This window comes from Hyalangium versicolor (assembly GCF_020103695.1).
Lineage (GTDB): Bacteria > Myxococcota > Myxococcia > Myxococcales > Myxococcaceae > Hyalangium > Hyalangium versicolor.
The window spans coordinates 426,311-448,776 of sequence record NZ_JAHXBF010000003.1; the positions used below are offsets into that span (position 1 = coordinate 426,311).

14 protein-coding genes are annotated in these 22,466 nt (G+C 67.3%); 5 read left to right on the forward strand and 9 right to left on the reverse strand.

Annotated features, from left to right (window positions below; translation table 11 throughout):
• Positions 1-93 precede the first annotated feature (93 nt).
• The 3 genes from KY501_RS08155 to KY501_RS08165 form a co-directional block, all read right to left on the reverse strand.
• Positions 94-669: a hypothetical protein gene (locus KY501_RS08155; RefSeq protein ID WP_224362103.1), complete on the reverse strand. Its 576-nt coding sequence runs from the start codon at positions 667-669 to the stop codon at positions 94-96.
• A gap of 287 nt (positions 670-956) precedes the next feature.
• Positions 957-2,255, reverse strand: coding sequence for an adenylate/guanylate cyclase domain-containing protein (locus KY501_RS08160; protein WP_224362104.1), 1,299 nt, complete (start codon positions 2,253-2,255; stop codon positions 957-959).
• Between the two features lie 214 nt (positions 2,256-2,469).
• Positions 2,470-3,504, reverse strand: a complete 1,035-nt coding sequence (locus KY501_RS08165) for an exo-alpha-sialidase (RefSeq protein ID WP_224362105.1) — start codon at positions 3,502-3,504, stop codon at positions 2,470-2,472.
• Between the two features lie 62 nt (positions 3,505-3,566).
• Between KY501_RS08165 and KY501_RS08170 the strand changes: the two genes are divergently transcribed.
• Positions 3,567-6,260 (forward strand): MGH1-like glycoside hydrolase domain-containing protein, encoded by a 2,694-nt coding sequence (locus KY501_RS08170; RefSeq protein WP_224362106.1) that lies wholly within the window; start codon positions 3,567-3,569, stop codon positions 6,258-6,260.
• A gap of 65 nt (positions 6,261-6,325) precedes the next feature.
• Here the strand turns inward: KY501_RS08170 and KY501_RS08175 are convergent, their stop codons facing one another.
• Positions 6,326-7,282 (reverse strand): hypothetical protein, encoded by a 957-nt coding sequence (locus tag KY501_RS08175; RefSeq protein ID WP_224362107.1) that lies wholly within the window; start codon positions 7,280-7,282, stop codon positions 6,326-6,328.
• A 276-nt stretch (positions 7,283-7,558) separates the two neighbouring features.
• Here KY501_RS08175 and KY501_RS08180 point away from each other — a divergent pair, with 276 nt between their 5' ends.
• The gene (locus tag KY501_RS08180; RefSeq protein WP_224362108.1) at positions 7,559-9,022 is read left to right on the forward strand and encodes a c-type cytochrome; all 1,464 of its coding nucleotides are present in this window, start codon (positions 7,559-7,561) and stop codon (positions 9,020-9,022) included.
• Positions 9,023-9,365: 343 nt separating this feature from the next.
• Entirely contained in the window at positions 9,366-12,266 is a 2,901-nt protein-coding gene (locus tag KY501_RS08185; protein WP_224362109.1) for a hypothetical protein, read from the forward strand.
• Positions 12,267-12,325: 59 nt separating this feature from the next.
• On the opposite strand, the gene KY501_RS08190 is transcribed toward KY501_RS08185, so the two are convergent.
• The 4 genes from KY501_RS08190 to KY501_RS08205 all read right to left on the reverse strand — a co-directional run bounded on the left by KY501_RS08190 (position 12,326) and on the right by KY501_RS08205 (position 18,075).
• Positions 12,326-13,078 (reverse strand): energy transducer TonB, encoded by a 753-nt coding sequence (locus KY501_RS08190; protein ID WP_224362110.1) that lies wholly within the window; start codon positions 13,076-13,078, stop codon positions 12,326-12,328.
• Positions 13,079-13,234: 156 nt separating this feature from the next.
• Positions 13,235-13,960, reverse strand: coding sequence for a response regulator transcription factor (locus KY501_RS08195; protein ID WP_224362111.1), 726 nt, complete (start codon positions 13,958-13,960; stop codon positions 13,235-13,237).
• Complete coding sequence (locus tag KY501_RS08200) at positions 13,957-15,789, reverse strand: sensor histidine kinase (RefSeq protein ID WP_224362112.1); 1,833 nt, start codon at positions 15,787-15,789, stop codon at positions 13,957-13,959. Before KY501_RS08200 ends, KY501_RS08195 begins: the two co-directional genes overlap by 4 nt.
• A gap of 72 nt (positions 15,790-15,861) precedes the next feature.
• Positions 15,862-18,075: a sensor histidine kinase gene (locus KY501_RS08205; RefSeq protein WP_224362113.1), complete on the reverse strand. Its 2,214-nt coding sequence runs from the start codon at positions 18,073-18,075 to the stop codon at positions 15,862-15,864.
• A 197-nt stretch (positions 18,076-18,272) separates the two neighbouring features.
• Between KY501_RS08205 and KY501_RS08210 the strand changes: the two genes are divergently transcribed.
• Positions 18,273-19,205 carry an aldo/keto reductase gene (locus tag KY501_RS08210; protein WP_224362114.1) on the forward strand — a complete coding sequence of 311 codons (933 nt, stop codon included), beginning with the start codon at positions 18,273-18,275 and terminating at the stop codon, positions 19,203-19,205.
• Positions 19,206-19,223: 18 nt separating this feature from the next.
• Here KY501_RS08210 and KY501_RS08215 read toward each other — a convergent pair whose 3' ends face one another.
• Complete coding sequence (locus KY501_RS08215; protein ID WP_224362115.1) at positions 19,224-19,676, reverse strand: OsmC family protein; 453 nt, start codon at positions 19,674-19,676, stop codon at positions 19,224-19,226.
• A gap of 156 nt (positions 19,677-19,832) precedes the next feature.
• Here KY501_RS08215 and KY501_RS08220 point away from each other — a divergent pair, with 156 nt between their 5' ends.
• Complete coding sequence (locus tag KY501_RS08220; protein ID WP_224362116.1) at positions 19,833-22,445, forward strand: U32 family peptidase; 2,613 nt, start codon at positions 19,833-19,835, stop codon at positions 22,443-22,445.
• The last annotated feature ends 21 nt before the right edge of the window (positions 22,446-22,466 follow it).

Here is a 22,466-nt window from a genome sequence, read left to right on the forward strand (position 1 = left end):
TGGCCCATGAGCACAACCCGAGAGCGCTGCGGTGCACAAGCAAAGCGTGAGGAACATCCGCAGCGTCATGGCCATGGCCCCGTCTCGGTGTGGCTAGGGGTGTTGAAGGTCGATGATCTTGATGTAGGGGTCTTGATGGTCCGGCGGGTACTCGTGCTGAGCGATGGCAACCTCTTCCATCTTCCATTTTCCCGCTGCATGGGTAGTCCACTTCTGGATCGTCTTCGTGGCGCCTTGGAGTTCATCCAAGGGAAGCGTGTACTGGAAAAAGCCATCACAGGTGGGGTTGTCATGATCGTTTCGCGAGAAGAACGCGATGATGCCGATGCTGAACTGGCCCATGCTGTGGAAGGAGTCTTGAAGGCTGCGACCCTGCTTGATGATGTAGCCGATATCGTGTCGAGTCAGCAGGCTTGCGACAGGATGGCTGTGGACGGCAAATACATAGGTGAGGTTTCTGTCGGGCGGGAGCTTGGGATCGTCGTTGTAGCGAGCATCCAGGACGCGAGGAGGTATGTCGCATCTGCGGTACTCCGACCGGTCCTGAATCTCGTTGGTACCGATCCAGCTCAGCTCGTAGGCGCCGTCTGGCGTCTGGTAGATCCACGCACAGTACTCCGTGGCCTCATCCCAGGAGCGTTCTTCGATGAAGCGTCCACGTTGGATCACGGCTGTTCGTCGCTTCGCGACGGCTCCGGGCAGGGACATCAAGACCGGGCAGGCGTAGCGTAGTGCCTCGAAGTGTGACTTGAAGGGACCGGCTGTGTGGAAGGGCTGGGCTGTGCGCAGAGGGCCGGGGAGTGCGTACTCGTAGCCTTCTGGGGGACGTCTGTATGGGATGGTCACGACTCCTTCTGGGAGTCCGGCATCGTGAGTGCATCCCGATGCCAACAGCAGCAGCCAGAGAGAGTAGCGAGGCATGCGGGGTTTCCGAGAGATGCGCACGTTACTCTCGATTACTTACGGATCCCAGTCAGGAACCAGGTCTTCACTCGGCCAATGCTCTTCATCTCTGTCTCTCCACGCGGCTCGAATGTGAAGCGATCCTGTAGTGCCACTCGGGTGGATTCGCCGACGTGGATATGCCCGGCCAGTCCGTGCGACTCCAGTCGGCTGGCCATGTTCACCGTGTCTCCCCACAAGTCGTAGGCGAACTTGCGTGTGCCGATGATGCCCGCGATCACCGGCCCGCTGTGCATCCCGATACGCAGGTCCAGTGATGTCCCCAGCACCCGATTCAGCCGCCGGATGGCCTCCACCATCTCGAGCGCCGTCTGTGCCATGACCTCGCGGTGATCAGCGCGTGGGGCCGGTACCCCCGCCACCACCATGTACGCGTCCCCGATAGTTTTGATCTTCTCCAGCCCGTAGCGCTCGCTCAGCGCATCGAACTCCGTGAAGACCTGTCCCAGGATCTCCACGACCTGCTCGGGCGGCAGCAGCATCGACCAGCGCGTGAAGTCCACCAGATCCGCGAACAGGACGGTGACATCCTCGAACCGCTCGGCGATGGCCTGCTCTCCTCGCTTGAGTCGCTCCACGATGGGGTGAGGCAGGATGTTGAGCAGCAGCCGTTCCGAGCGCTGGGTGGCCTCGGACAGCTCTCGCGTCCGCTCGGTGATGCGGGCCTCCAGCAGCCGGTTTGCATCCCGAAGCTGCGAGTCCAGTTGGGCCTGCGTCACGCGCGCCGCGATCATGGACGCCACGGTGGTGAGGATGTGGAGATGCTCCTCCGTGAAGAAGCCCAACTGGGAGTGCTCCGAATCCAGCACGCCGATCACCACTCCCTGGGAGAAGATCGGCAGTGCCAGCTCCGACAACCGCGCCTGATCATCCTGGATGTAGCGAGGCTCCTTCCGTGTATCGGAGATGAGTTCCGTCATCCCCGTTACCGCCACCGTACCGACGATCCCCTTCCCGGGCTGGATGAGGATGGGCGAGAGGATCTCCCGCTCCCGGGGATTCTTCGGCCCGTAGGCCGCCCGCTGGACGAGGTGCTCGCGCCGCTCATCGAACAGGTAGATGACGCAGTCCTCCAGCCCCAGGTGGGCTACGGCTCCCTGTGCCACGTCCCAGAGGATGTCGTCCACGTTCGTCTGGGGCTGGAGCAGTGAGGCCGCCAACCGGTTGATGGCGTCCAGGCTGCGCGCTTTAGCCTCCAACTCGCGGACGCGCCGCTCAAGGGCGCGCTTCTCGTCTGAGAGCGGCTCCGTGCCGGGATCGAGGCTGTCAGGCTGCACCGGAGAGGGGGGCATACGGCGCACACATCGTCTCACTGTTCTACGCCATGTGTCATTTCTCTCCTCAGCCCGAGTCCAGCTGAGTGGTGGCGAGGATCGTCAGCAGGTCGGACTCCACCTATCTCCCCACGCAGATATCTTCTCGCCGAGATAGCCCTCTTCATGTCCCGGAGACTCTGCTGCGGCGGGCAATCGCAGCAGCACCCCTCATTGCGAGAAGTGCTCTGCCTCAGCGGGCAAGGGTGATGGGTAGGTCCTTCATCATCCAGATGTCGTGGTCCACATACGGCGTCGCGCCGTTCTGGTACGACCAGAACAGCGTGACGTAACCCGGGGTGCCCTGAAGAACAGGGTGGGGCTCGACGTCGTACGTCGAAGGCGTGCTGGTGACCCGCGTCGCCGCAGACCACTTCAGCCCGTCCGCGCTGGTGCGGTAGTACACGTCGAACGCATTGGAGCCGGTCTGCTCGATGTACGTCACCAGCACGTTCCCATCCTCCAGCGTCAGTGGCTGGGAGTCGTGGCTGTTGGAACCGCTCGACACCACCGAGGCCGGGCCGCTCCAGTCATACGGATCATACGAAGCCTTCGAGTACAGCTCGAGCCGTCCACCCGAGGCATTCACCTGGTACGTCACCACGTAGAGCCCATCACTGGCGCGCCGGGTGATGCGTGGCAGCGCCGCCGTCCCGTCGCTCACCTGCGTCTTCTGCGTGTCCCACGTGGCGCCCCCATCGAGCGAGCGTGCGATGTAGCTGGGCCCCGAGAGCCGGTGGTACGTCATCGTCAGAGAACCATCGTCCTCGCGGATGACCGTGGGATTGACCTCCGTGTGAGTGCTCCAGCCCAGATCGATCGGCCCCCGTGCGAACCAGAGCCTGCCGTTCGATGAGGTGGACCGGTGGATCCGGTAGACACCGCCGCCCTCGGCCACCAGGTAGAACACCGCGAAGCTGCCATTCGGAAGCCGCACCAGGGCAGGGTGGCGCTCGTTGAGCGAGCTGCCCACGATCATCCGCGGCTCGGACCAGGTCGCGCCTTCGTCCCGCGAGATCGTCAGGTAGAGATCACCCGAGTTCGTTCCCGCCGCCAGGCGCTCGATGACCACCATCAGATCTCCCGAGAGCAGGCGCAGCGGCGAGGGCTGATAGTCCAGCTCGCTGCCGTTGTAGATGGGCCCGCCCGTTTGCGCCCCGGCCGGGCTCCCGACGAGGGCCATCCCCACAAGCACCAGGCCCCATGCCTTCAGCAGACGACTCTTCATGGACGCGATTCCTCCCGTGCGGTTCGCTGTTGGAACCGTCACCAGGAGTCTATGGTTCCCCCATGAGCCAATCATCTTCACCGCGCGGGCTCGGAGCCGAGGCGCGTCGGCTGGCGGAGGACGAGCGCCGCTCGCACAACTGGAAGCGGTGGGGGCCCTACCTCTCCGAGCGCCAGTGGGGCACTGTCCGTGAGGACTATTCGCCAGACGGTACGAACTGGACGGACTTCCCGCACGAGTACGCCCGCAGCCGAGCCTACCGCTGGGGAGAGGACGGGCTGCTCGGCATCACCGATCGCCAGTGCCGGCTGTGCTTCTCCCTGGCGCTGTGGAACGAGAAGGATCCCTTCCTCAAGGAGCGCCTCTTCGGCCTCACGGGCCCCCAGGGCAACCACGGCGAGGACGTGAAGGAGGAGTACTTCTATCTCGACTCCACGCCGACCCACTCGTACCTGAAGGCGCTCTACAAGTACCCCCAGGCCGAGTTCCCCTATGCGCGGCTCGTGGCGGAGAACCAGCGCCGGGGCCGCGACGCGCCCGAGTTCGAGCTGGCCGACACAGGCCTCTTCGATGGACGCCGCTACTTCGACGTCTTCGCCGAGTACGCCAAGGCGAGCCCGGAGGATCTGCTCATCCGCATCTCCGTGGCCAACCGCGGGCCGCAAGCAGCGCGGATCCACGTCCTGCCGACGTTCTGGTTCCGCAACACCTGGGCATGGGGCCGGCAGGGCGAGGGCTACTGGTCCAAGCCGCGCATGTCCGCCATCGGCGAGGACGGGATCCTGGCCGAGCAGGACTCCCTGGGACGTTACCAGCTCCACGCCCAGGCACCCGAGGGCGGAGCGCGCCCCGAGCGCCTCTTCACGGAGAACGAGACGAACCTCCAGCGGCTCTACCGTGTGCCCAACCGCGTCCGCCATGTGAAGGACGCCTTCGACGACTACGTGGTTCACGGGCGCAAGGACGCGGTGAACCCGGATCGCGTGGGCACCAAGGCCGCCTTTCATTACACGCTGGAGGTGCCCGCGGGAGGCTGTGTGCTGCTCTCGCTCCGGTTGTTCTCCGAGGCCGAGGCTCCACGCGAGATCTTCGGTGAGTCCTTCGATCGGACCTTCGAGCAGCGCATCACCGAGGCCGACGAGTTCTACGCCAGCCGGCTCCCGCACACGCTGCCCGAAGAGGAGCGGCGCGTGGCTCGGCAGGCGTACGCGGGCCTGCTGTGGGGCAAGCAGTTCTACCATTACGCCGTGCAGCCCTGGCTGGAGGGAGATCCCGGCTTGCCACCACCGCCCGCCTCGCGCCTCCGGGGACGCAACCGCGACTGGGGCCACCTCTACAACCGGGACATCATCTCGGTGCCCGACAAGTGGGAGTACCCCTGGTACGCGGCCTGGGATCTGGCCTTCCACATGATCCCCTTTGCCCGCGTGGATCCGCTCTTCGCCAAGGAGCAGCTCGTGCTCTTCCTGCGTGAGTGGTTCATGCACCCCAATGGCCAGCTGCCCGCGTATGAGTTCGAGTTCTCGGACGTCAACCCGCCCGTCCACGCCTGGGCATGCTGGCGCGTCTACAAGATGACGGGCTCGCAGGGGAAACGGGACCGGCTCTTCCTCGCGCGCGTGTTCCACAAGCTGCTGCTCAACTTCACGTGGTGGGTGAACCGCAAGGACGTGGATGGGCGCAACCTCTTCTCGGGAGGTTTCCTCGGCCTGGACAACATTGGAGTCTTCGATCGCTCCAAGCCGCTGCCCACCGGCGGTTACCTGCACCAGGCCGATGGCACCGCGTGGATGGCCTTCTTCTGCACCACCATGCTCTCCATGGCGCTCGAGCTGGCCCAGGAGGATCCCGCCTACGAGGACATCGCCTCCAAGTTCTTCGAGCACTTCGTCGCCATCGTCGATGCCATGAACCACCTGGGCGGCACCGGCCTCTGGGAAGAGGAGGACGGCTTCTATTACGACCACCTCCGGATCGACGGAGGGGACATCCCGCTTCGCGTTCGCTCCATGGTGGGGCTGGTGCCGCTCTTCGCCGCCGAAGTGCTCCCGGATCGGCTCATCGAGCGTCTGCCCGGCTTCGCTCGCCGGCTGCGCTGGTTCCTGGAGAACCGGGCCGATCTGGCGCAGAACACCTCCTATATGGCCGCACCGGAGCGCGGTGGGGAAGGGGGCCACCGGCTGCTCGCCATCCCCTCCAAGGAGCGCCTGGTGCGCGTGCTCCGGCGCGTGCTGGATCCCCGTGAGTTCCTCTCGGACTTCGGCATCCGCTCGCTGTCCCGTGCCCACGACGAAGACCCGTTCGTGTTCCGCGTGGGGCACGAGGAGCACCGCGTGGCCTACGTGCCCGGCGAGTCCGACAGCGGCATGTTCGGCGGTAACTCCAACTGGCGCGGGCCCGTGTGGTTCCCGCTCAACTACCTGCTCATCGAGGCGTTGGAGCGCTACCACCACTTCCATGGAGACGACCTCCAGGTGGAGTGCCCCACCGGCTCGGGACGGATGATGACGCTGGCCGAGGTGGCTCGGGAGCTGTCCTCACGGCTCTGCCGCATCTTCATGCCCGACGGCACGGGTCGCCGCCCCTGCCACGGCGATGACCGCCGCTTCGCCGAGGATCCCGACTGGCGCGAGCTGGTCCTCTTCTACGAATACTTCCACGGGGACAACGGCCGGGGGCTCGGGGCCTCGCACCAGACCGGCTGGACGGCGCTCGTCGTCCAGAGCCTCGCGGACGCCCACAAGTCACTCGGGTGAGTCAGCGGACGGCTCGGTGCGTCCGAGCCTCCGTCCGAGCTCCGTCCGGGCCTCTCCGGCCTACGTCACAGGCTCTTCTGGATGCTCGCCATGGGGGCCGCTTCGAACTCGGCGGTGCGCCGCCGGGCCGTGCGGAAGATCGTCGTGCAGTTGGCGCAGCGCAGCCGCACCATGCTCCCCGGCGCGATCGAGCTCTTCGCGGAGAACGCCGGCTCTCGAAGATCCGCGTCCTCCAGCCGGCCCTTGCACAGCGGGCAGGCATCTCCCGCGCTGGCCCGGACCGCCGGATCCCTCAGCCGGCGCCAGCGCTCCATCGCATCCGGAGTCCACGCCAGCGCGCAGTACACGTGATCGTGCCAGGAGGACTCGCCGTACTCGTTCTCGATGCTCAGCCCCAGCTCCCGGCGGAACACGGAGATGATGTTCGCCTCGGGGCTCATGCCTCGAGCCGCTACCCGGTGGCCCTCCAGGAAACAGGTGCCATATCCGTCCACGCTCAGGATGCAGCGGGCCATTGCCCAGAAGGGGTGCAGCACCCGCTGCGCCGGCGGTGCCAGCGTGTCCAACCCCGGCACGTCATCGATCAGCGGCATGTCCCCGCCAAAGCCGATCCGCGCCTCGCTCTCGCTCCGCGACACTGACAGCGTCCGCCGTCCTCGCCCGAAGCTGATCGCCGCCGCCTCATCCTCGTCGTGCACGAGCGCCACGCCCGCGCAGTAGTCCCACGCCTCCGGGAGGTCCGGATGGTGGTTGATGCTGAACGGCACGCAGACCAGTCGGCCCGAGGACACCGGAGGCCGGGGCAGCGCCGCCACATCGTCCTCTCGCGCTCGGCCCCAGCTCAGATCGGGTCCGCCAAAGTGCAGCGACTCGAAGAGCAGCGCGGCGCTCTGCAGCCGCCCGAGGATCTCCCGAGAGTGTTTCCCCGTCTCATCGCGCTGCGACGCACCCAGCTGTGTGGCGCGCCGGACGAGCGCTTCGGCGAAGGACTCCGTCCACTGCTGAATGGCTGAGCGATTCATGGGACGAGCATGGGTCTGAGTTTCACGAACTGTAGTAAAAATCATGTCCTTCATGAAAATCAAGTTTTGCCGTGCACGAGCAGTGGACTGATTTTCAGAAGAAGAAACGGATGGCAAGCCTTGTTGTTCCGTGCACCTTCGGGAAGTCCCAGGCGACCGTCCAGGCGCCCCATCCGACCGTTCGGGCATGTAGGCGTCCAGGCTGGAGAGGGTTGCAGGAGCCTCGCTCCATGACCTGCCGCGCTCCTCGAGAGGCGGCACCTCGTGGAGCCTCTCATGCGATTGTCACCGCTGCTCTGGATCGGCCTGCTCTCCCTCGTGCTGGAGGCAAGCCACGCGGAACCTCGTTTCGCCAGCCAGCCCCTGGCCTCCGTGTCGCCGCAGCCCACCGGTACGGATACGGGCGCGGGCGCAGGCTCAGGCTCGGAACGGATCCACATCCCCGCCGCGCCCCAGCGCTCGGGAGATCCCAAGGCTGGCTATGACACCCTGGTGAATGCCGGCTACGTGAGCTGTGGCGTTCCCTGGTCCATCTACCGAATGGCCATGGGCGATGCGCCGGAGCGCCTGCGGCTCCCAGGACGGCGCGGCCACAACGCGCGGCTCTCCTATGAGGTGACGGCCCTGAAGACGCCCCGAGGCGTCGAGGTGGTGACGGCCAACTGCCTGGGCTGCCATGCCACGCCCACGGAGAACGGCGTCGTCATCGGGCTGGGCAACTCCGCGCTGGATCTCACCGAGGACTTCTCCACCTTCGCCACCGCGGCCGGCCTGCTGGTGCGCAACAGCGACGAGCTGGCCGAGTGGTGGCGCTGGTCCAGCCGGGTCCGCGCCGTCGGCTCCTACACGCGGCCGGACACCATCGGCGTCAACTCGGCGGACAACCTGGCGGCGGTGCTCGCGGCCCACCGCGACCCCGACACGCTCGAGTGGTCCGACGAGCCGCTCCACGAGCTCCCCCCGAGAGAACCCGTGCCCACGGACGTGCCCGCGTGGTGGCTGCTGCGCAAAAAGCACGCGATGTTCCACACCGGCATCGGCCGCGGAGATCACGCCCGGCTGATGATGTCCGCCTCGATGCTCTGCACCGACAGCGTCGAGGAGGCCGAGCGCATCGACAATTCGTTCGACGACGTGCGGGCCTACCTCGCCACGCTGCGGCCTCCGAAGTACCCGCACCCCATCAACCGCAAGCTCGCCGCCGAAGGGCGCGACGTCTTCGAGGCCTTCTGCTCCGAGTGCCACGGCACCTACGGCGACAAGGAGTCCTATCCCAACCTCATCATCCCGCTGGAGGAGGTGGGCACCGATCCGCTGCTCTGGCAGTCCACCGCGCGCGAAGGCCTGCCGCTGGTGCAGTGGTTCAACAGCTCGTTCTACGGGAGCACCGCGAGGCTGGTGCCGGGCCCCGGCTACGTGGCGCCTCCGCTGGACGGCATCTGGGCCACAGCGCCGTACCTGCACAACGGCTCGGTGCCCACGCTGGAGGCCCTGCTCGACAGCCGCAAACGCCCCAAGTACTGGCGCCGCTCCTTCAGCCGCCGCGACTTCGATCCCGTGGCGGTCGGGTGGAAGCACCAGGTCCTCGATCACGGCAAGTCAGCCGAGTCCGACCCTTCCCTCCGTAAGCGCATCTACGACACCACCCTCCCAGGGTATTCCAATATCGGACACACTTTTGGTGATGAATTGTCGGATTCGCAACGCCATGTCTTGATGGAGTATCTTAAAGCGCTGTAAAATGGTAGTAACGGTGGAACCAATGCGAGGGCCTGTCAGGCCTTCATGTTGGGCCATCTACGGTCGGGCGCTACCGCATCCTCTATGGGCACACATCTGTGCCGAGTGGGGCGGTCTGCGTTTTCCACACATCTTACTCTGCGCGTGAGTCGCATCACCGTGGGCTATTCCTCCCGGGAGGGACGGGTCTATGTTGTGTTTACAGTCGGGGCGTAATATTCTGTTTGCATCGCTATTAGTCGTCGCATTCGCGAGCATTTCCTGTGAGAGCCCCGAGGCGGGCTCCGGCGCGGTATCGGGGGCGCCGTCCGCGAGCAGCTCCAATCCCCAGGCTTCCTTTGATGTGGAGGCTGTCATCCGCCAGGTCCACTTCGCTTATCGGCAGGAGAAGGACGGCTGGCATGGTGGGCATTCCAACTATGAGGTGACGGCGACGGCGCAGGGGCTCACGCTGACGCCAGTTCGTGCTCTGCATCTGGAGGAGGAGACCCAAGAGCTTCCCGGAGTCCAACCGCCGCCGTCTCTCCGGGCCGAACTCGAGACGGGGGCTCCGCTGGTCCTGGGTGCGGCCCAGGTGTCGCGAGGGGACACGCGCCTGAGCGTGGACGCCCCTGAAGGTCAGGTCGAGGCGGATGGGCATCTGGCCCTCCGTCATGCCGCGTTCGTCGAGCACCTGCGCAACAGCGAGCAGGGCGTGGAGCAGTCGTGGAGCTTCGACGCGGCTCCCGGCGGCCAGGGCGAGCTGCGGGTCTCCGTGCCGGTGAAGGGGCTCGTGCACTCGGGGACTTCCGAGCAGGGGCTGCACTTCACGGATGCTCGGACGGGGATGGGCTTCCGGTACGGTCACGGCACCTGGGTGGATGCGAAGGGGCAGCGCACGGCGATTCGCGCTGAGTACTCCCAAGGAGAGATCCAACTGCGCGTCCCCGAGGAGGTGCTCGCCTCGTCTGCGTACCCCGCGGTGCTGGATCCCGTGGTCAGCTACGAGATGCTCATCGATGGGCAATTGGTGTCGGCGGACCTGGCCGTGAGGGCCTTCCCCGTGCTGGCCTTCAACGGGACGAACTACCTGGTCGTCTGGCGGGACACGCGCGGCACCCAGTACAACCTCTATGGGACGCGCGTCTCCAGCACGGGCGCCGTGCTCGACACCGCGGGCTTCGTCATCAGCTCGGGGCCTGGGAACTCGGCGGATCCCCAGGTGGGTACCAACGGGACGGACTTCTTCGTGGTCTGGTCCCAGTTCCACAGTGAGACGTGGGTCATCCGCGGCACGCGCATCACCAGCGCGGGCGTGGTGTCCGACGTCGGTGGGCGTCGGCTCTCTCCATCACTGGGCAGCCAGAACTGGCCCCATGTGGCCTCCATCGGCACCGAGTACCTCGTCACCTGGTACATGAGCGCGGCCGACGGCTACTACAACGTCTACGCCCGGCGCTTCTCGAGCACGGGGGATGCACTGGACAAAGCGGATATCTCCATCGCCACCGGGTCGAACTATGACGAGACGACGCCGGTGGTGGCCGCGAACAGCTCGGTCTACCTCGTGGCCTGGAGCGACGAGCGCAGTGGGTCCTCGCGTGTCTACGCCACCCGCGTGTCGACCGCGGGCCAGGTGCTGGACGGCGTGGGTGGCTTCCCGCTGTCGGTGAACTCGCTCCAGTACATGCAGGGCCTGGCCTCCAACGGGAAGGACTTCCTCGCCATCTGGCTGGACTACCGCACCTCCGGCAGCCGGGACCTCTACGGGACGCGGGTGATCGCCACGGAGACCACGAAGGAGGTGGTGGATGCCTCGGGGCTCGCGGTGGGCACCAGCGCTTCCCTCAACGAGTCCTTTGCCTCCGTCGCCTCGAACGGCACCGACTACCTCGCCGCGTGGACGGCTTGGAACACGTCGAACTCGACATTCCAGAACCTGGGGGCCCGTGTCTCGTCCTCGGCCGCCAGCGGGAGCGCCGTGCTGGACACCTCCGCTCTCGTGCTCTCCGCGAATGCGGGCCACAAGCACCCCTCCGTGGCGAGGGCGGGCACTGGCTACTTCGTCGCCTGGGATGGCACCAGCGGCGCGACGACCGAGCTCTATAGCGCCTGGGTCTCCTCGGCCGGAGCGGTCAGCGCGGGCAACGGCTTCCCGGTGACGGCCATCTCCTCCATCTACCAGACCGAGCCGGTGGTGGCCTCCAACAAGAGCAACTACCTGGTCGTCTGGACGGAGCAGGGCGGTGGCCTCACCCGCATCCTCGGCACGCGCATCAATCGCGACGGCGGAGTGCTCGATGTGCCCGCGCTGGTGCTGGCGGCCACCTCGCGCGAGCGGCAGTCTCCGGCGGTGAGCTCCAACGGCACGGACTACCTCGTCACGTGGATGGACTTCCGCACGGGCAACTGGGACATCTATGGCGCACGGGTGCTCGGCTCGGGCGCGAGCTCCGCGGCCGTGCTGGATGCGAACGGGTTCGTCGTCTCCTCGCATGACGGCTTCCAGAACTACCCGGCCGTGGGCTCCGACAAGACGGACTACTTCGTGGTGTGGCGGCAGGACCCCAATGGCCGCGGGGATGTGTATGGCGCCCGGGTGTCGTCGGCCACGGGCCAGGTGCTGGACACCTCGGGGATCGCCATCGCCACCAACGCCGTGGAGCACTACACGCCCCGGGTGGCCTTCAACGGGTCTGACTACCTCGTCGTGTGGGCCGAGCTTCAGAGCGCCACGTCTTGGGACATCCACGGGGCGCGGGTGAAGCGCGATGGCTCCGTGCTGGACAAGAACAGCATCGCCATCTCCAGCCTGGGCGCGGAGCAGTACGAGCCGGACGTGGCCTCGGACGGCAACGGCTTCTTCGTGGTCTGGACGGACTACCGCACGCGGACCAACTACGACATCTACGGCACGCGGGTGTCCGCTGAGGGTGCGGTGCTGGATGGCGACGGGCTCGCGCTCTGCACGGAGACGGTGCAGGAGGCCTCGCCCAAGGTGGCGTTCGACGGGACGAACTACGTGGCGGCGTGGGCGGACTACCGGTGGGACTCGCTGTGGGACGTGTATGCCACGCGGGTGACGGGCTCAGGCACCGTCGAGACTCCGAATGGCTTCTCGGTCGTGTACAACGCCCGGGAGACCGAGCCATTCGTCTCCCTGGCCTCCGCGGGCGACCAGCAGTCCATGGTCGTCTTCTCCCGCTATGACACCGAGCCCAACCAGGGCAGCCGGCGCATTCGCGGAAGCTTCTTCTCCTTTTGATCAGAGACCCACGCTCCTGCCTCCCCAGCGCATCCGCTTCGACACCCCGGTGAATCGCTCTACCGGGGGAAGTCGAGCTTGATGTTGAAGATGTAGGTCACGCCAGTGGGCCTGCCCTGGTACTGCACCGGGGTATAGCGGCGGTTTTCGAGGGCGGAGAGGACGGCCTCGTTCATGTGGGGCAGGCCCTTGATGATGCGGCAGTTCTCCACGTCACCCTCTCGGGTGATGGTGCACTTGGCGATCAGCAGGCCGCGGACCTGGGCCTCGCGAGCCTCGCGGGTGTATTCGATCTGCGTTCCGGACAGCAGCTTGGGAGGTGTCATGGTGCCCATGGAGAAGGGGACCGTGTCCTCTCCCGTGGGTTCGACGACGGGGGCCGTGGCGCCCTTGATGGCCTCGCAGGCCAGGCAGGTGCCGCCCGTGATTCCGTCCGGCTTGCCGTTGGGATCGTAGGGAAGGGCCGAATCCTCGGGTTCATCAGGCTCTGTCTGGGGAGTGGGCTCGACCTCGACAGGCGGCTTCTGGGGGATGGTGGTCGGCTGAACCAGCGTCTGCGGCTTGGGCTTGATCTTGGGCTTGGGCTGGACCGCGGCCTGCTGGGTGGGAGGGTTGGGGTTGCCACGCGGCGGGAGCTGCGTGAGCAGGATGACCGGATCCTTCATCTCCGGCTCCGGTTCCTTGGGCACCACCCGGGTGGAGATGATCAGCGCGACGGCGATCATCCCTCCGTGCACCAGCAACGACACTCCGGCGCCTGTTCCGAGACGACGGGCTCTCCACTCCTGCTGCTCAAGGACTGACTGGAACATCGACTGGCCTCCCTCAGGCGGGCGCTCCCGACAGGGGCAGGCCGCACCATGCGGCCCCTCACCCGCGTGGGCTGAGGTCCGGAGCGCCCCTGTCCACGCACCCCTCACGGTAGGGAAGCGGGGCACGCCGTAGGCGGTGGCCGATTCATCTTTGCGTCATGGTTTTGTCATGGCGTCGATCTCCATCCGGTAGCCGACGCCACGGATGGTGTGGATGGTGAATCCGGAGGTGCTCGTCCAGCCGAGCTTCTTCTTCAGGTTGGAGACGAAGTTGTCCACGGTGCGTGGATCCACCACGACGTCCTGGCCCCAGACGGTGTCCAGGATCTCCTGCCGGGTGAGGGCGCGATCCCGGTGGCGGACCAGGTAGGCCAGCAGATCGAACTCCGTGCGGGTCAGCTCGATGGCGGTCCCATCCCCTCGCGAGAGCATGCGCCGGCCGAGATCCAGCGAGAACCCCGCGAAGCCCATCACCTGGGGAGGGGGAGTTCCGGCCCTGCGCACGAGTGCCCTCACACGCATGAGCAGTTCCCGGAGCCGGTAGGGCTTGGTCAGGTAGTCCTGCGCGCCGGCCTCGAAGCCGCGGACGATGTCGTCCTCCAGGGTGCGCGCGGTGAGCATCATCACCATGCTCCGCAGTCCCCCGGCGCGCAGCCGCCGGCACAGCGAGTACCCGTCCTCTCCCGGCAGCATCACGTCCAGGATGAGCAGGTCGAAGTCCTTGCCGCGCAGCAGCGTCTCCGCCTCTCGGGCGTTGGAGGCGGCGGCCACGTCGTACCCCTCGTCCTGGAGGTTGTCCCGGAGGCCGACTCGCAGGTTCGCGTCGTCCTCGACGATGAGGATGGAGGGGCGGCTGGAAGGAGGAGGGCTCTGGGTCGTCATCGGTGCGGCTCGGGGAAGGACAGCGCGAAGGTGGTTCCTTGAGGGCCGGAGGCGGCGATGCGGATCTGGCCTCCATGGACATGCATGATCCTGCGACAGAGCGCGAGCCCCAGCCCACTGCCGTGGACCTCGGGGCCGGGTTGTGTCAACCGGTAGAAGTCCTGGAAGACGTGCTCCCATTCGCGGTCGGGAATGCCGATGCCGTTGTCAGTGAAGAGCACCGTGCAGCCCAGGCCCTCGGGTGCGTGGACCTTCACGGAGATCTCCACGGGATCGCGTTGGTTGTAGGCGCACGCATTGCGCCCCAGGTTGGACAGCAGCAGGCGCAGCAGTGAAGGGTCGGCCCGGATCTCCACGTCCCCCACGTCCGCCGTGAGGTTCACCGGGACGCGGGTGGCGCTGGCCAGATCGGTGCGCAGCGTGCCGATGAGCTCCTCCAGCCGCACCTGGGTGAGCTTTGGCACCCAGCGCCCCTTGTCGATGCGGTTGAAGGACAGGATGTTCTCGACGAGAAAGTGCAGCCCGTCCGTGGCCTGGAGGATGCGAGCGGGGTAGTCCCGCACCTCGGGCGAGCCTCCGGCGCGCATCTCCAGCGTCTCCGCCAGCAGCCGGATGGAGGCCAGCGGGGTGCGCAATTCGTGGGACACGGTGGCCACGAAGTCGCTCTTGAGCTCCAGGAAGCGGTACTTGCGGTGCTGCGCCAACCCCGCGAGCGCCACGATGGCCACCGCGAGCGCCCCGCAGATGGCCGCCAGCATCGTCTTCAGTCCGTAGCGCTGGTCGATCGCCTTCTCCTCGGCGGACCAGCGGGGGATGACCGCCGAGACGGGCACGGACGAGAGCGGTTGCACGGCCTCCAGCCGCCCCAGGAGCACGTAGTCCTCCGGCCCGAGCAGCTCGCGTTTGCGCATCTCCTGGGTGATCTCCTTCAGGAGCTCCTCCGGATCGATGGCGATGCCTCGGACGAGCTCTCCGTCTGGCTCCAGGTACCAGCGCTCGCCGATGAGGGTGGGCTCGGAGAGGTTGCTCGGCAGCGCGAGCGCGCCCGTGCCGAGTTCGTCGACACGCGCGGTGAAGTTGTCAATCGGCACGCCGAGCCGGAGGCTGAGCTCCCGGATGCGCTCATAGAGGAAGTTGAAGTCGAACTGGCTGAAGCGCTGGCACTCGCGCAGCAGATCTCTCTGCAGGCCGGCGCCCCGCGCGGTGCCTCCAAACTCGTCCGCCAGTCCGCCGCTGAGGAGCCCTCGCACCAGCGGCAGCGAGGCCGCGTCCTGCGCGAGCCGATCGACCACGACGAGCGTGAACGGGATCTCCTCGGCGGCGGGCAGCGGGTGCTCGGCGCGGTAGCGAAGGAGGGTCTCCAGGCGATCCTCGGCGCGAGCCTTCTGCCCCTTCGAGAGTGCGGCCTTCACCGAGCGCAACAACTCGAGCCGCCCCTGCCACGGACCCGAAGCCGGGCCGGTGCTCAGCAGGTATTGGAGGAGTTCGTCGTGGAGCTTCGCGGCGGGCGTCTGTGTGCCGGGCCGTGGACGGGGAAGCCGGGGCAGGAACTGGAACTGGCGGAAGAGCAGGTAGAGCCCGTCGGCCTGGACGAGGGGATCCTCCGCGGCCTTGCCGATATCGGAGGTGGCCAGGGCGAGCCGCTGCTTCAGCTTCTGCCGCAGGGATTCACCGGCGTAGCGCTCGAGCTCGTCCCGATGGGTGCGCAGCTGGTCGCGAGCGTCCTCGGTCTCCTGGGCGAAGATGCGCTGCAGGCTCACGAGCCCCCAGCCGAGCGCGAGGAGTCCGCAACCGAGTGCCACGAGCATGGGCAAGAGCCGACGCAACATCCAGGCCTATCCCCGCCACTCCATGGGCTTCATGCCCCCTATTATCGCACAACCCGGGGGCTTCGCCTCTGCTCAGCTGGCCAGGCCCTGCTCGGGCTGGTGGGGGCTGGCCACCGGAGCGCGCGCGGCCGGCAGGACGATGGTGAAGAGGGTGCCCACGCCGGGTTCGCTCTGGGCGCGCAGCGTGCCGCCCATGCTCGAGACGATGGCGTGGCTCACGGACAGCCCCATGCCCGTGCTGTTGGGCCGGGTGCTGAAGAAGGGCTCGAACAAGCGCGCGAGCACCTCCGGAGCCATCCCCGCGCCCGTGTCCCGGAACTCGATGGTGACCTCGCCGGCCTCGTTGGTCCGGGTGACCACCCGCAGCACGTTGCGGGCGGCTTCCTGTTCGGACATGGCCTGCACGGCGTTGATCATCAGATTGAGGAACACCTGCCCCAGCCGGGCCTCGTCCGCCTCCACCAGCGGCACGGGCTGGAAGTCCTTCTCCAGGTGGGCGCGCAGGCGCAATTGGCTGCGGATGAGCTTGAGGCTGTCCTCCAGCACCGTGTGCACGTCCACCCGGGCGCGGTGCCGGGGCGCCTCGCGCGTGAGCAGGCGCAGATCCTGGACGATGTTCTTGAGCCGCTCGGCGCCCTCCAGGGACTCCCCCAGCGCGTCGAGGACTTCCTCCACGTCCGCGGACTCCACGTTCCCGGTGCCGTGGCGCAGCGCCTCGCGGAGCCGGCCGATCTCCTCCCGGGCGAAGGAGAGGTTGGCCATCAGGAACGCCAGCGGGTTGTTCATCTCGTGGCCGACGCGCGAGGCCAGCATGACCAGGGAGGCCAGGCGGTCGGCATTCATCAGGCTGGCTTCCATCTGCTTGCGCGCCGTCACGTCCTTGGCGAAGACGCGCAGGCTCTCGTTGTCCTGCAGGGGCGTGGTCACCACCTCCCAGTAGCGTCCGCCCAGTTGCACCATCTCCGGTCCGTCCCGGGGAGAACTGCGCCGGGAGCTCGCCAGGGCCGCCGTCACCAGCGGGTGGTGCTCGCCCAACTGCAGCAGATCCGGGAAGCAGGTGTGCGCGGGCGGGTTGGCGTAGCGCAGCTGGCCGTCGCGCTTCAGCTCCAGCATCGGGTCCGGGTGGAGCAGGGGGAACGAGGCCAGGCGGTACAACTCCTGTTCCAGCGAGTCCCTGTCAGTGATGTCGCGCACCAACAGGCCCAGCAGGGGCACGCCTTCTCCGGGGCGGGGTTGGCGCAGCGTGGCCTCGGCCGCGTACATGCGCGTCTGGCCGCCGGCCTCCATGCGGAACTGCATCCTCCCGCTCACGTTGTTGAGGCGGGCCGAGCGCACCAGGGACTCCAGGGGGATGGCGGCCTCTAGCGGGAGCAGATCCATCAGCGTCTGCCCCTCGCTCTCGCGGATGTCCTTGCCGAAGGCGGTGCCCGTGGAGGACCAGATGTGCCGGCAGCGCTCTTCGGCGTCCAGATCGAGGGTGAGGTACTCCGAATTCATGGTGGGGAGGGACTCCGGGACCTGGGCCGAGGTGCCTCGAACGAGGGTGAAACCTTGGATGTCGAAGGGGGCGAGCACGGGTTCCAGGCCCCCCTCGTCATGACTCATGGCGGTGATGGCGGAGACCACGGCGGCTGCCTCAGCGGGTGGCAGCCGGTTGGAGACGATGATGCCGTCTGCGAGCGTCGGGACCGTATAGGCGAATGGGAAGAGGCGGCGCTCGTCCGGCCCTACTCGTTCGGCCAGTTGGGCCCGGACCATGTACTCTTCGGTGTGCGGGGTGAAGTGGGCGGTGACGTCCGCCTCCCCCGAGAGCACCGCCAGCAGCGCCTGGCGGTAGGTGCCGTAGAAGCGTTGCTCGGCGAAGAGCTCGTCGAGCTTCAGCCCCAGCGACTCCAGGTGACGCCGGGGCAGCAGGTAGCCGGCCGTCGAGAGAGGGGCCACCCATGCGGCGCGCTTGCCCTTGAGCGTCTCCAGAGTGAGCGGCTCCTCAGCGCGGGAGAGGAAGGCGGCGTGGTAGTACCAGCGGCCGGCCCTTACCGCGCGCAGCACGGCGCGAGACTGGGGCTCGAAGAGGTTGCACTGCTCGGCGGTGGCCAGCGCGATGTCCACCCGGCCCGCGGCCAGCTCCTGCTCCACCATCTCGTACGTCCGCGCCTGCTCCATGAGCACCGGCCGGCCCAGCCGCTGGGCCAGCACCCGGCCGAAGAACTCGGCGCGCACCTGCTCCTTGACCTGGCCCAGCAGGGGATAGGTGAGGAAGCGCAGGGAGTGGGTCGATTGCGCCAAACCGGGCTCTCCTTCAGGCCTCTGGCGACCAGCTCTCCCCATGGACCGGGAGCATGCCTGAGATTGCGTGAGCGTTCACCGGAAATCCTCTTTCACTTGGTTGGCGGGGATTGAACGTTTCCGCAAGGAAAAATCGTTGCTCTGGCAGGGGGGGCAATGCAGAAACAAAGGACTCCCCCCCTGGAGGTGTGGCCACAATGGATGATCGCTCTCTTCCTCGGTTTTCGCCACGCCGCGAGCTGGGCCGGACGGGTTTTCGTGCCACGGTATTGGGGATTGGAGACCTGGCGGACCGGACAGTGCCACTGGATCGCTGTGTGGCCACGCTGCAACGCGCCATGGATGCGGGGCTCAACCTCGTGGACACCGCGCCGGGCTACGAGGACGGCTACAGCGAGGAGATTGTTGGCCAGGCCCTGCGAGGCCGGCGGGAGGGCGTGTTTGTCATCGACAAGGTGGATCTCCTCGATCGGCCAGTGACTCCCCAGGTGGAAGAGAGCCTGGGACGGCTGAGGTTGGATGCGGTGGATCTGTTTGTGTTCCACAGCGTCTCGCAGCTGGACATTTGGGAGCGGCTGGCGGCGCCGGGGGGAGGGATGGAGGAACTGGGGCGGTGCATCCAGGCGGGTAAGACGCGCTTCCGAGGCATCTCCAGCCATCACCCGGACGTGCTGCGGGCGGCGTTGGAGAGTGGGTTGTGCGATGTGGTGATGTTTCCCATCGGGCCGTGGTGCCACCGGCGGTACGTGGAGGAGATCCTCCCGCTGGCGCGCGCCAAGGGCGTGGGCACGGTGTGCTTCAAGACCTTCGGGGCCGGCAAGCTGCTGGGCGACACGGAGGGTTATGGGCGGCCACTGCAGGTGCGTCCCCGAGGCAAGGTGAGCTCGGGAGGCCAGGAGGCGCCTGCTCCCTCGCTACCGCACCTGTCCGTGGAGGAGTGCGTCCGCTACACACTTACGGTGGACCCGGATGTGGCGCTGCTGGGGATGAGCTTTCCCAACGAGCAGGATGCCGCGCTGGCCGCCGCCGCGGCGTTTCAACCCCTGACGTCCGAGCAACTCGCGGACGTGCGTCGCCGGGCCTCGCTCGCCATCGAGGGCAAGGGGGCGGTGTGGTGGGACCCCAAGTGAGGCCGTGAGGCGCGGGCCTCAAGCGGAGGGGCTGGAGACCTCCACGGTCAGCTCGATGCGCGGCTCGGTCTTGAGCGAGCAACTGATGAAGCAGCGCTTGGGCACGTCCTGGAAGATCGCTCGGACGGCCTCGGCCTCCGCCTCGCTGTTCACCTGCACCACGGGGCGGAGGGTGATTTCAGTGAAGCGGATGACGCCCTCCGCGTCCGCGGCCAGGGTGCCCGCGGCGGTGCTGCGATAGGCGGAGATCTTCACGCTCTTGCGCTTCGCCAGGGCGAGGAAGGTGAGCAGGGTGCAGGACTCGGTGGCTCCCAGCAGGAGTGTCTCCGGGCCCCAGCGTCCCTCCTTCCCGCCGAACTCCGGGGGCGAGCCGAACCCCAGCCCCGGTAGGCCGGTGGAGGCGAGCTCTCCCTCCTGCTCCTGGTTCCAGCGCAGCGACGTCTCGTAGTTCCAGCTCTTCGTTCGGACCATGGTTTTCTCCTCGGAGGGCAGGGGCAGCCCTGGATCGTGCCGCTCACCGTACAGGATGTGACCCCGAGGGTGCCCGGTCACCAGCGGGGCAAGTGCCGTGGGGCCGGTGGGCGTGCGCGCGCAGGTTTTGCTCCCCTGGCGTGTTAAGGAGGAACCATGCCTGCTCGCCGCCCCGAAATCCTTGCTCCCGCGGGGGATATCGACTCCCTTCAGGCCGCGCTCGCCAGCGGAGCGGATGCCGTCTACTTCGGGCTCGATGAGGGCTTCAATGCCCGGGCCCGCGCGGAGAACTTCTCGCTCGCTCGGCTCCCCGAGACGGTGGCCCTCATCCACCGGGCGGGGGCTCGCGCCTACCTGACGCTCAATACGCTGGTGTTCGAGCCCGAACTGGCCGTGGTCGAGCACCTCGTCCGAGGAGCGGCCGCCGCGGGGGTGGATGCGCTGATCCTCCAGGATCCCGCCATGGCCCTGCTGGCCCGGGCGCTGTGTCCGCAGCTGGAGCTGCATGCCTCCACGCAGATGACCATCTCCAGCGCCGAGGGCGTCCGCTTCGCCCAGGGACTGGAGATCTGCCGGGTCGTCGTGCCGCGAGAGCTCTCCGTCGCGGAGATCCGCCGGCTGGCCGGGCAGACGAATGTCGAGCTGGAGGTCTTCATCCACGGAGCGCTCTGCATGTCCTGGAGCGGCCAGTGCCTCACAAGCGAGGCCTGGGGTGGCCGCTCCGCCAACCGAGGGCAATGTGCCCAGTCGTGCCGGCTGCCGTACGATCTGGTCGTCGATGCCCAGACTCGGGAACTCGGGGATGTGAAGTACCTGCTCAGCCCGAAGGATCTCGCGGGCGTGCACGCCGTGCCCGAGCTGGTCGACATCGGGGTGCATGGGCTGAAGATCGAAGGGCGGCTCAAGGGGCCGGCGTATGTGTCCGCCACGGTGCAGGGGTATCGGCGCTGGGTGGAGAGCATCCTTGCCGGTGCGCCCGATGAGGCTCGGCTCAAGCGCGATCTGGCGGACATGTCCCTCGCGTACAGCCGAGGCTTCTCGCATGGCTTCCTCGCGGGCTCGGATCACCAGACGCTCGTCGAGGGCCGTTTCCCGAAGCACCGGGGCGTGTTCCTCGGGCACGTGCGCTCCGTCTCTGGCAAGGAGGTAGTGGTCGTTCCCGACGAGCGGCCGTGGACGGGAGCGCTGGGATTGGGCTCGGAGCGTCCGGAGAACCCCGCTGGGCAGGTGTCGTCGCCCTTGAAGGGAGGAGAGCCCACGCCGGATGCCGTCGATCCGCGTCCTGGCATGGGCGTCGTCTTCGATGCGGGCCGGCCCGAGGACAAGAACGAGCCCGGTGGTCCCATCTTCCGAGTGGAGCGTCGGGGTGAGGGCTGGGTGCTGGGCTTTGGCAACCCGGGTCCCGATCTGGGGCGCGTGGCGGTGGGCCAGCGCGTGTGGCTGAACAGCGATCCCTCTCTGGCCAGGCGCGTCGAGGGCTTGCTGGCGCAAGGGGAGCCGGAGGGCCGCATCCCCCTCGAGCTGAAGGTCTCGGGCTCGGAGGGGAGTCCGCTCCGCATCCAGGCCAGCGCTTGGGGGCATGAGGTCTCGGTCATGAGCCCGGTTCCGCTCGCCGTATCGCGCGGAGGCGGGCTGGATGAGGCGCTGCTTCGGGACAAGCTCGGCGCTTTTGGAGGCACGCCCTTCCGGTTGGCGGGGATGGATTGCTCCGCGTTGACTCCGGGGCTCCACCTGCCTGTCTCCGAGCTCAAGGCGCTGCGCCGCCACGTCGTCACTGAGCTCACGTCCGCGGTGGAGAAGGGCTACCGGCGGACCGTCGTGGAGACGCCGGTGGTCGATTCGGTGCGCACCTCCTTCACGGAGCGCGTGCGAGCGGTGCCCGTGCAGGAAGTGGCGCGCCTGCTCCCGCTGTGCCGCAACGAAGCGCAGCTCGAGGCCGTCATCGCCGCGGGGCTGCCCGAGGTGGAGCTGGACTGGATGGAGATGGTGGGCCTCCAGCGAGCCGTGGAGCGCGCTCGGGCTGCGGGGCTGCGCGTCACCATCGCCACCGTCCGGGTGCAGAAGCCGGGTGAGGAGGGCTATGACCAGCGCATCGACCGGCTGCGCCCGGATGCCGTGCTGGTGCGCCACTGGGGCGCGATGATGCACTTCCTCGAGCGTCCCGCCGGCCAGCCGCGCCCGGTGCTGCACGGGGACTTCTCGCTCAACGTCACCAACTCGATCACCGCCTCGTACCTGCTGGGGCTGGGGCTGGATACGTTGACGTGCTCGCACGATCTGGACTCGGACCAGCTCTTCGCACTGCTGGAGCATGCGCCCGCTCACCGCTTCGCGGTGGCGCTGCACCACCACATCGCCACGTTCCACACCGAGCACTGCGTGTACTCGCACACGCTGTCCAACGGGCGCGACTTCCGCACCTGTGGACGCCCCTGCGAGAAGCACCAGATCTCGCTGCGGGATCGGCTGGGCCTGGACCACCCCGTCATCGTTGACGTGGGCTGCCGCAACACGGTGTTCAACGCGCAGGCCCAGAGCGCCGCGTCGCTGGTGCCTCGATTGCTGGAGCGAGGCGTCCGCCGCTTTCGCGTCGAGTTCGTCCGGGAGTCCCAGGAGGAGGCCGCCCGGGTTCTGGCCGCCTACCAGGAGCTGCTCGCGGGCCGGCTCGCTCCCGCCGAGGCCGTCCGGCGCGCGGCCGTGCACGAGCAGTTCGGTGTGACGAAGGGCACCATGAAGGTGCTCAGCCCACCGCCCGCCGCGCCGCGTTGATCCGATCCGCCCGGGCGCGGT

Excerpts from the sequence above, each read along its gene's own strand:
- KY501_RS08165 (WP_224362105.1), bottom strand. The coding sequence starts at position 3,504 with ATGAAGAGTCGTCTGCTGAAGGCATGGGGCCTGGTGCTTGTGGGGATG.
- KY501_RS08180 (WP_224362108.1), top strand. The coding sequence starts at position 7,559 with ATGCGATTGTCACCGCTGCTCTGGATCGGCCTGCTCTCCCTCGTGCTG.
- KY501_RS08200 (WP_224362112.1), bottom strand. The coding sequence starts at position 15,789 with ATGTTGCGTCGGCTCTTGCCCATGCTCGTGGCACTCGGTTGCGGACTC.
- KY501_RS08170 (WP_224362106.1), top strand. The coding sequence starts at position 3,567 with ATGAGCCAATCATCTTCACCGCGCGGGCTCGGAGCCGAGGCGCGTCGG.
- KY501_RS08215 (WP_224362115.1), bottom strand. The coding sequence starts at position 19,676 with ATGGTCCGAACGAAGAGCTGGAACTACGAGACGTCGCTGCGCTGGAAC.
- KY501_RS08220 (WP_224362116.1), top strand. The coding sequence starts at position 19,833 with ATGCCTGCTCGCCGCCCCGAAATCCTTGCTCCCGCGGGGGATATCGAC.
- KY501_RS08175 (WP_224362107.1), bottom strand. The coding sequence starts at position 7,282 with ATGAATCGCTCAGCCATTCAGCAGTGGACGGAGTCCTTCGCCGAAGCG.
- KY501_RS08210 (WP_224362114.1), top strand. The coding sequence starts at position 18,273 with ATGGATGATCGCTCTCTTCCTCGGTTTTCGCCACGCCGCGAGCTGGGC.
- KY501_RS08195 (WP_224362111.1), bottom strand. The coding sequence starts at position 13,960 with ATGACGACCCAGAGCCCTCCTCCTTCCAGCCGCCCCTCCATCCTCATC.
- KY501_RS08160 (WP_224362104.1), bottom strand. The coding sequence starts at position 2,255 with ATGCCCCCCTCTCCGGTGCAGCCTGACAGCCTCGATCCCGGCACGGAG.
- KY501_RS08190 (WP_224362110.1), bottom strand. The coding sequence starts at position 13,078 with ATGTTCCAGTCAGTCCTTGAGCAGCAGGAGTGGAGAGCCCGTCGTCTC.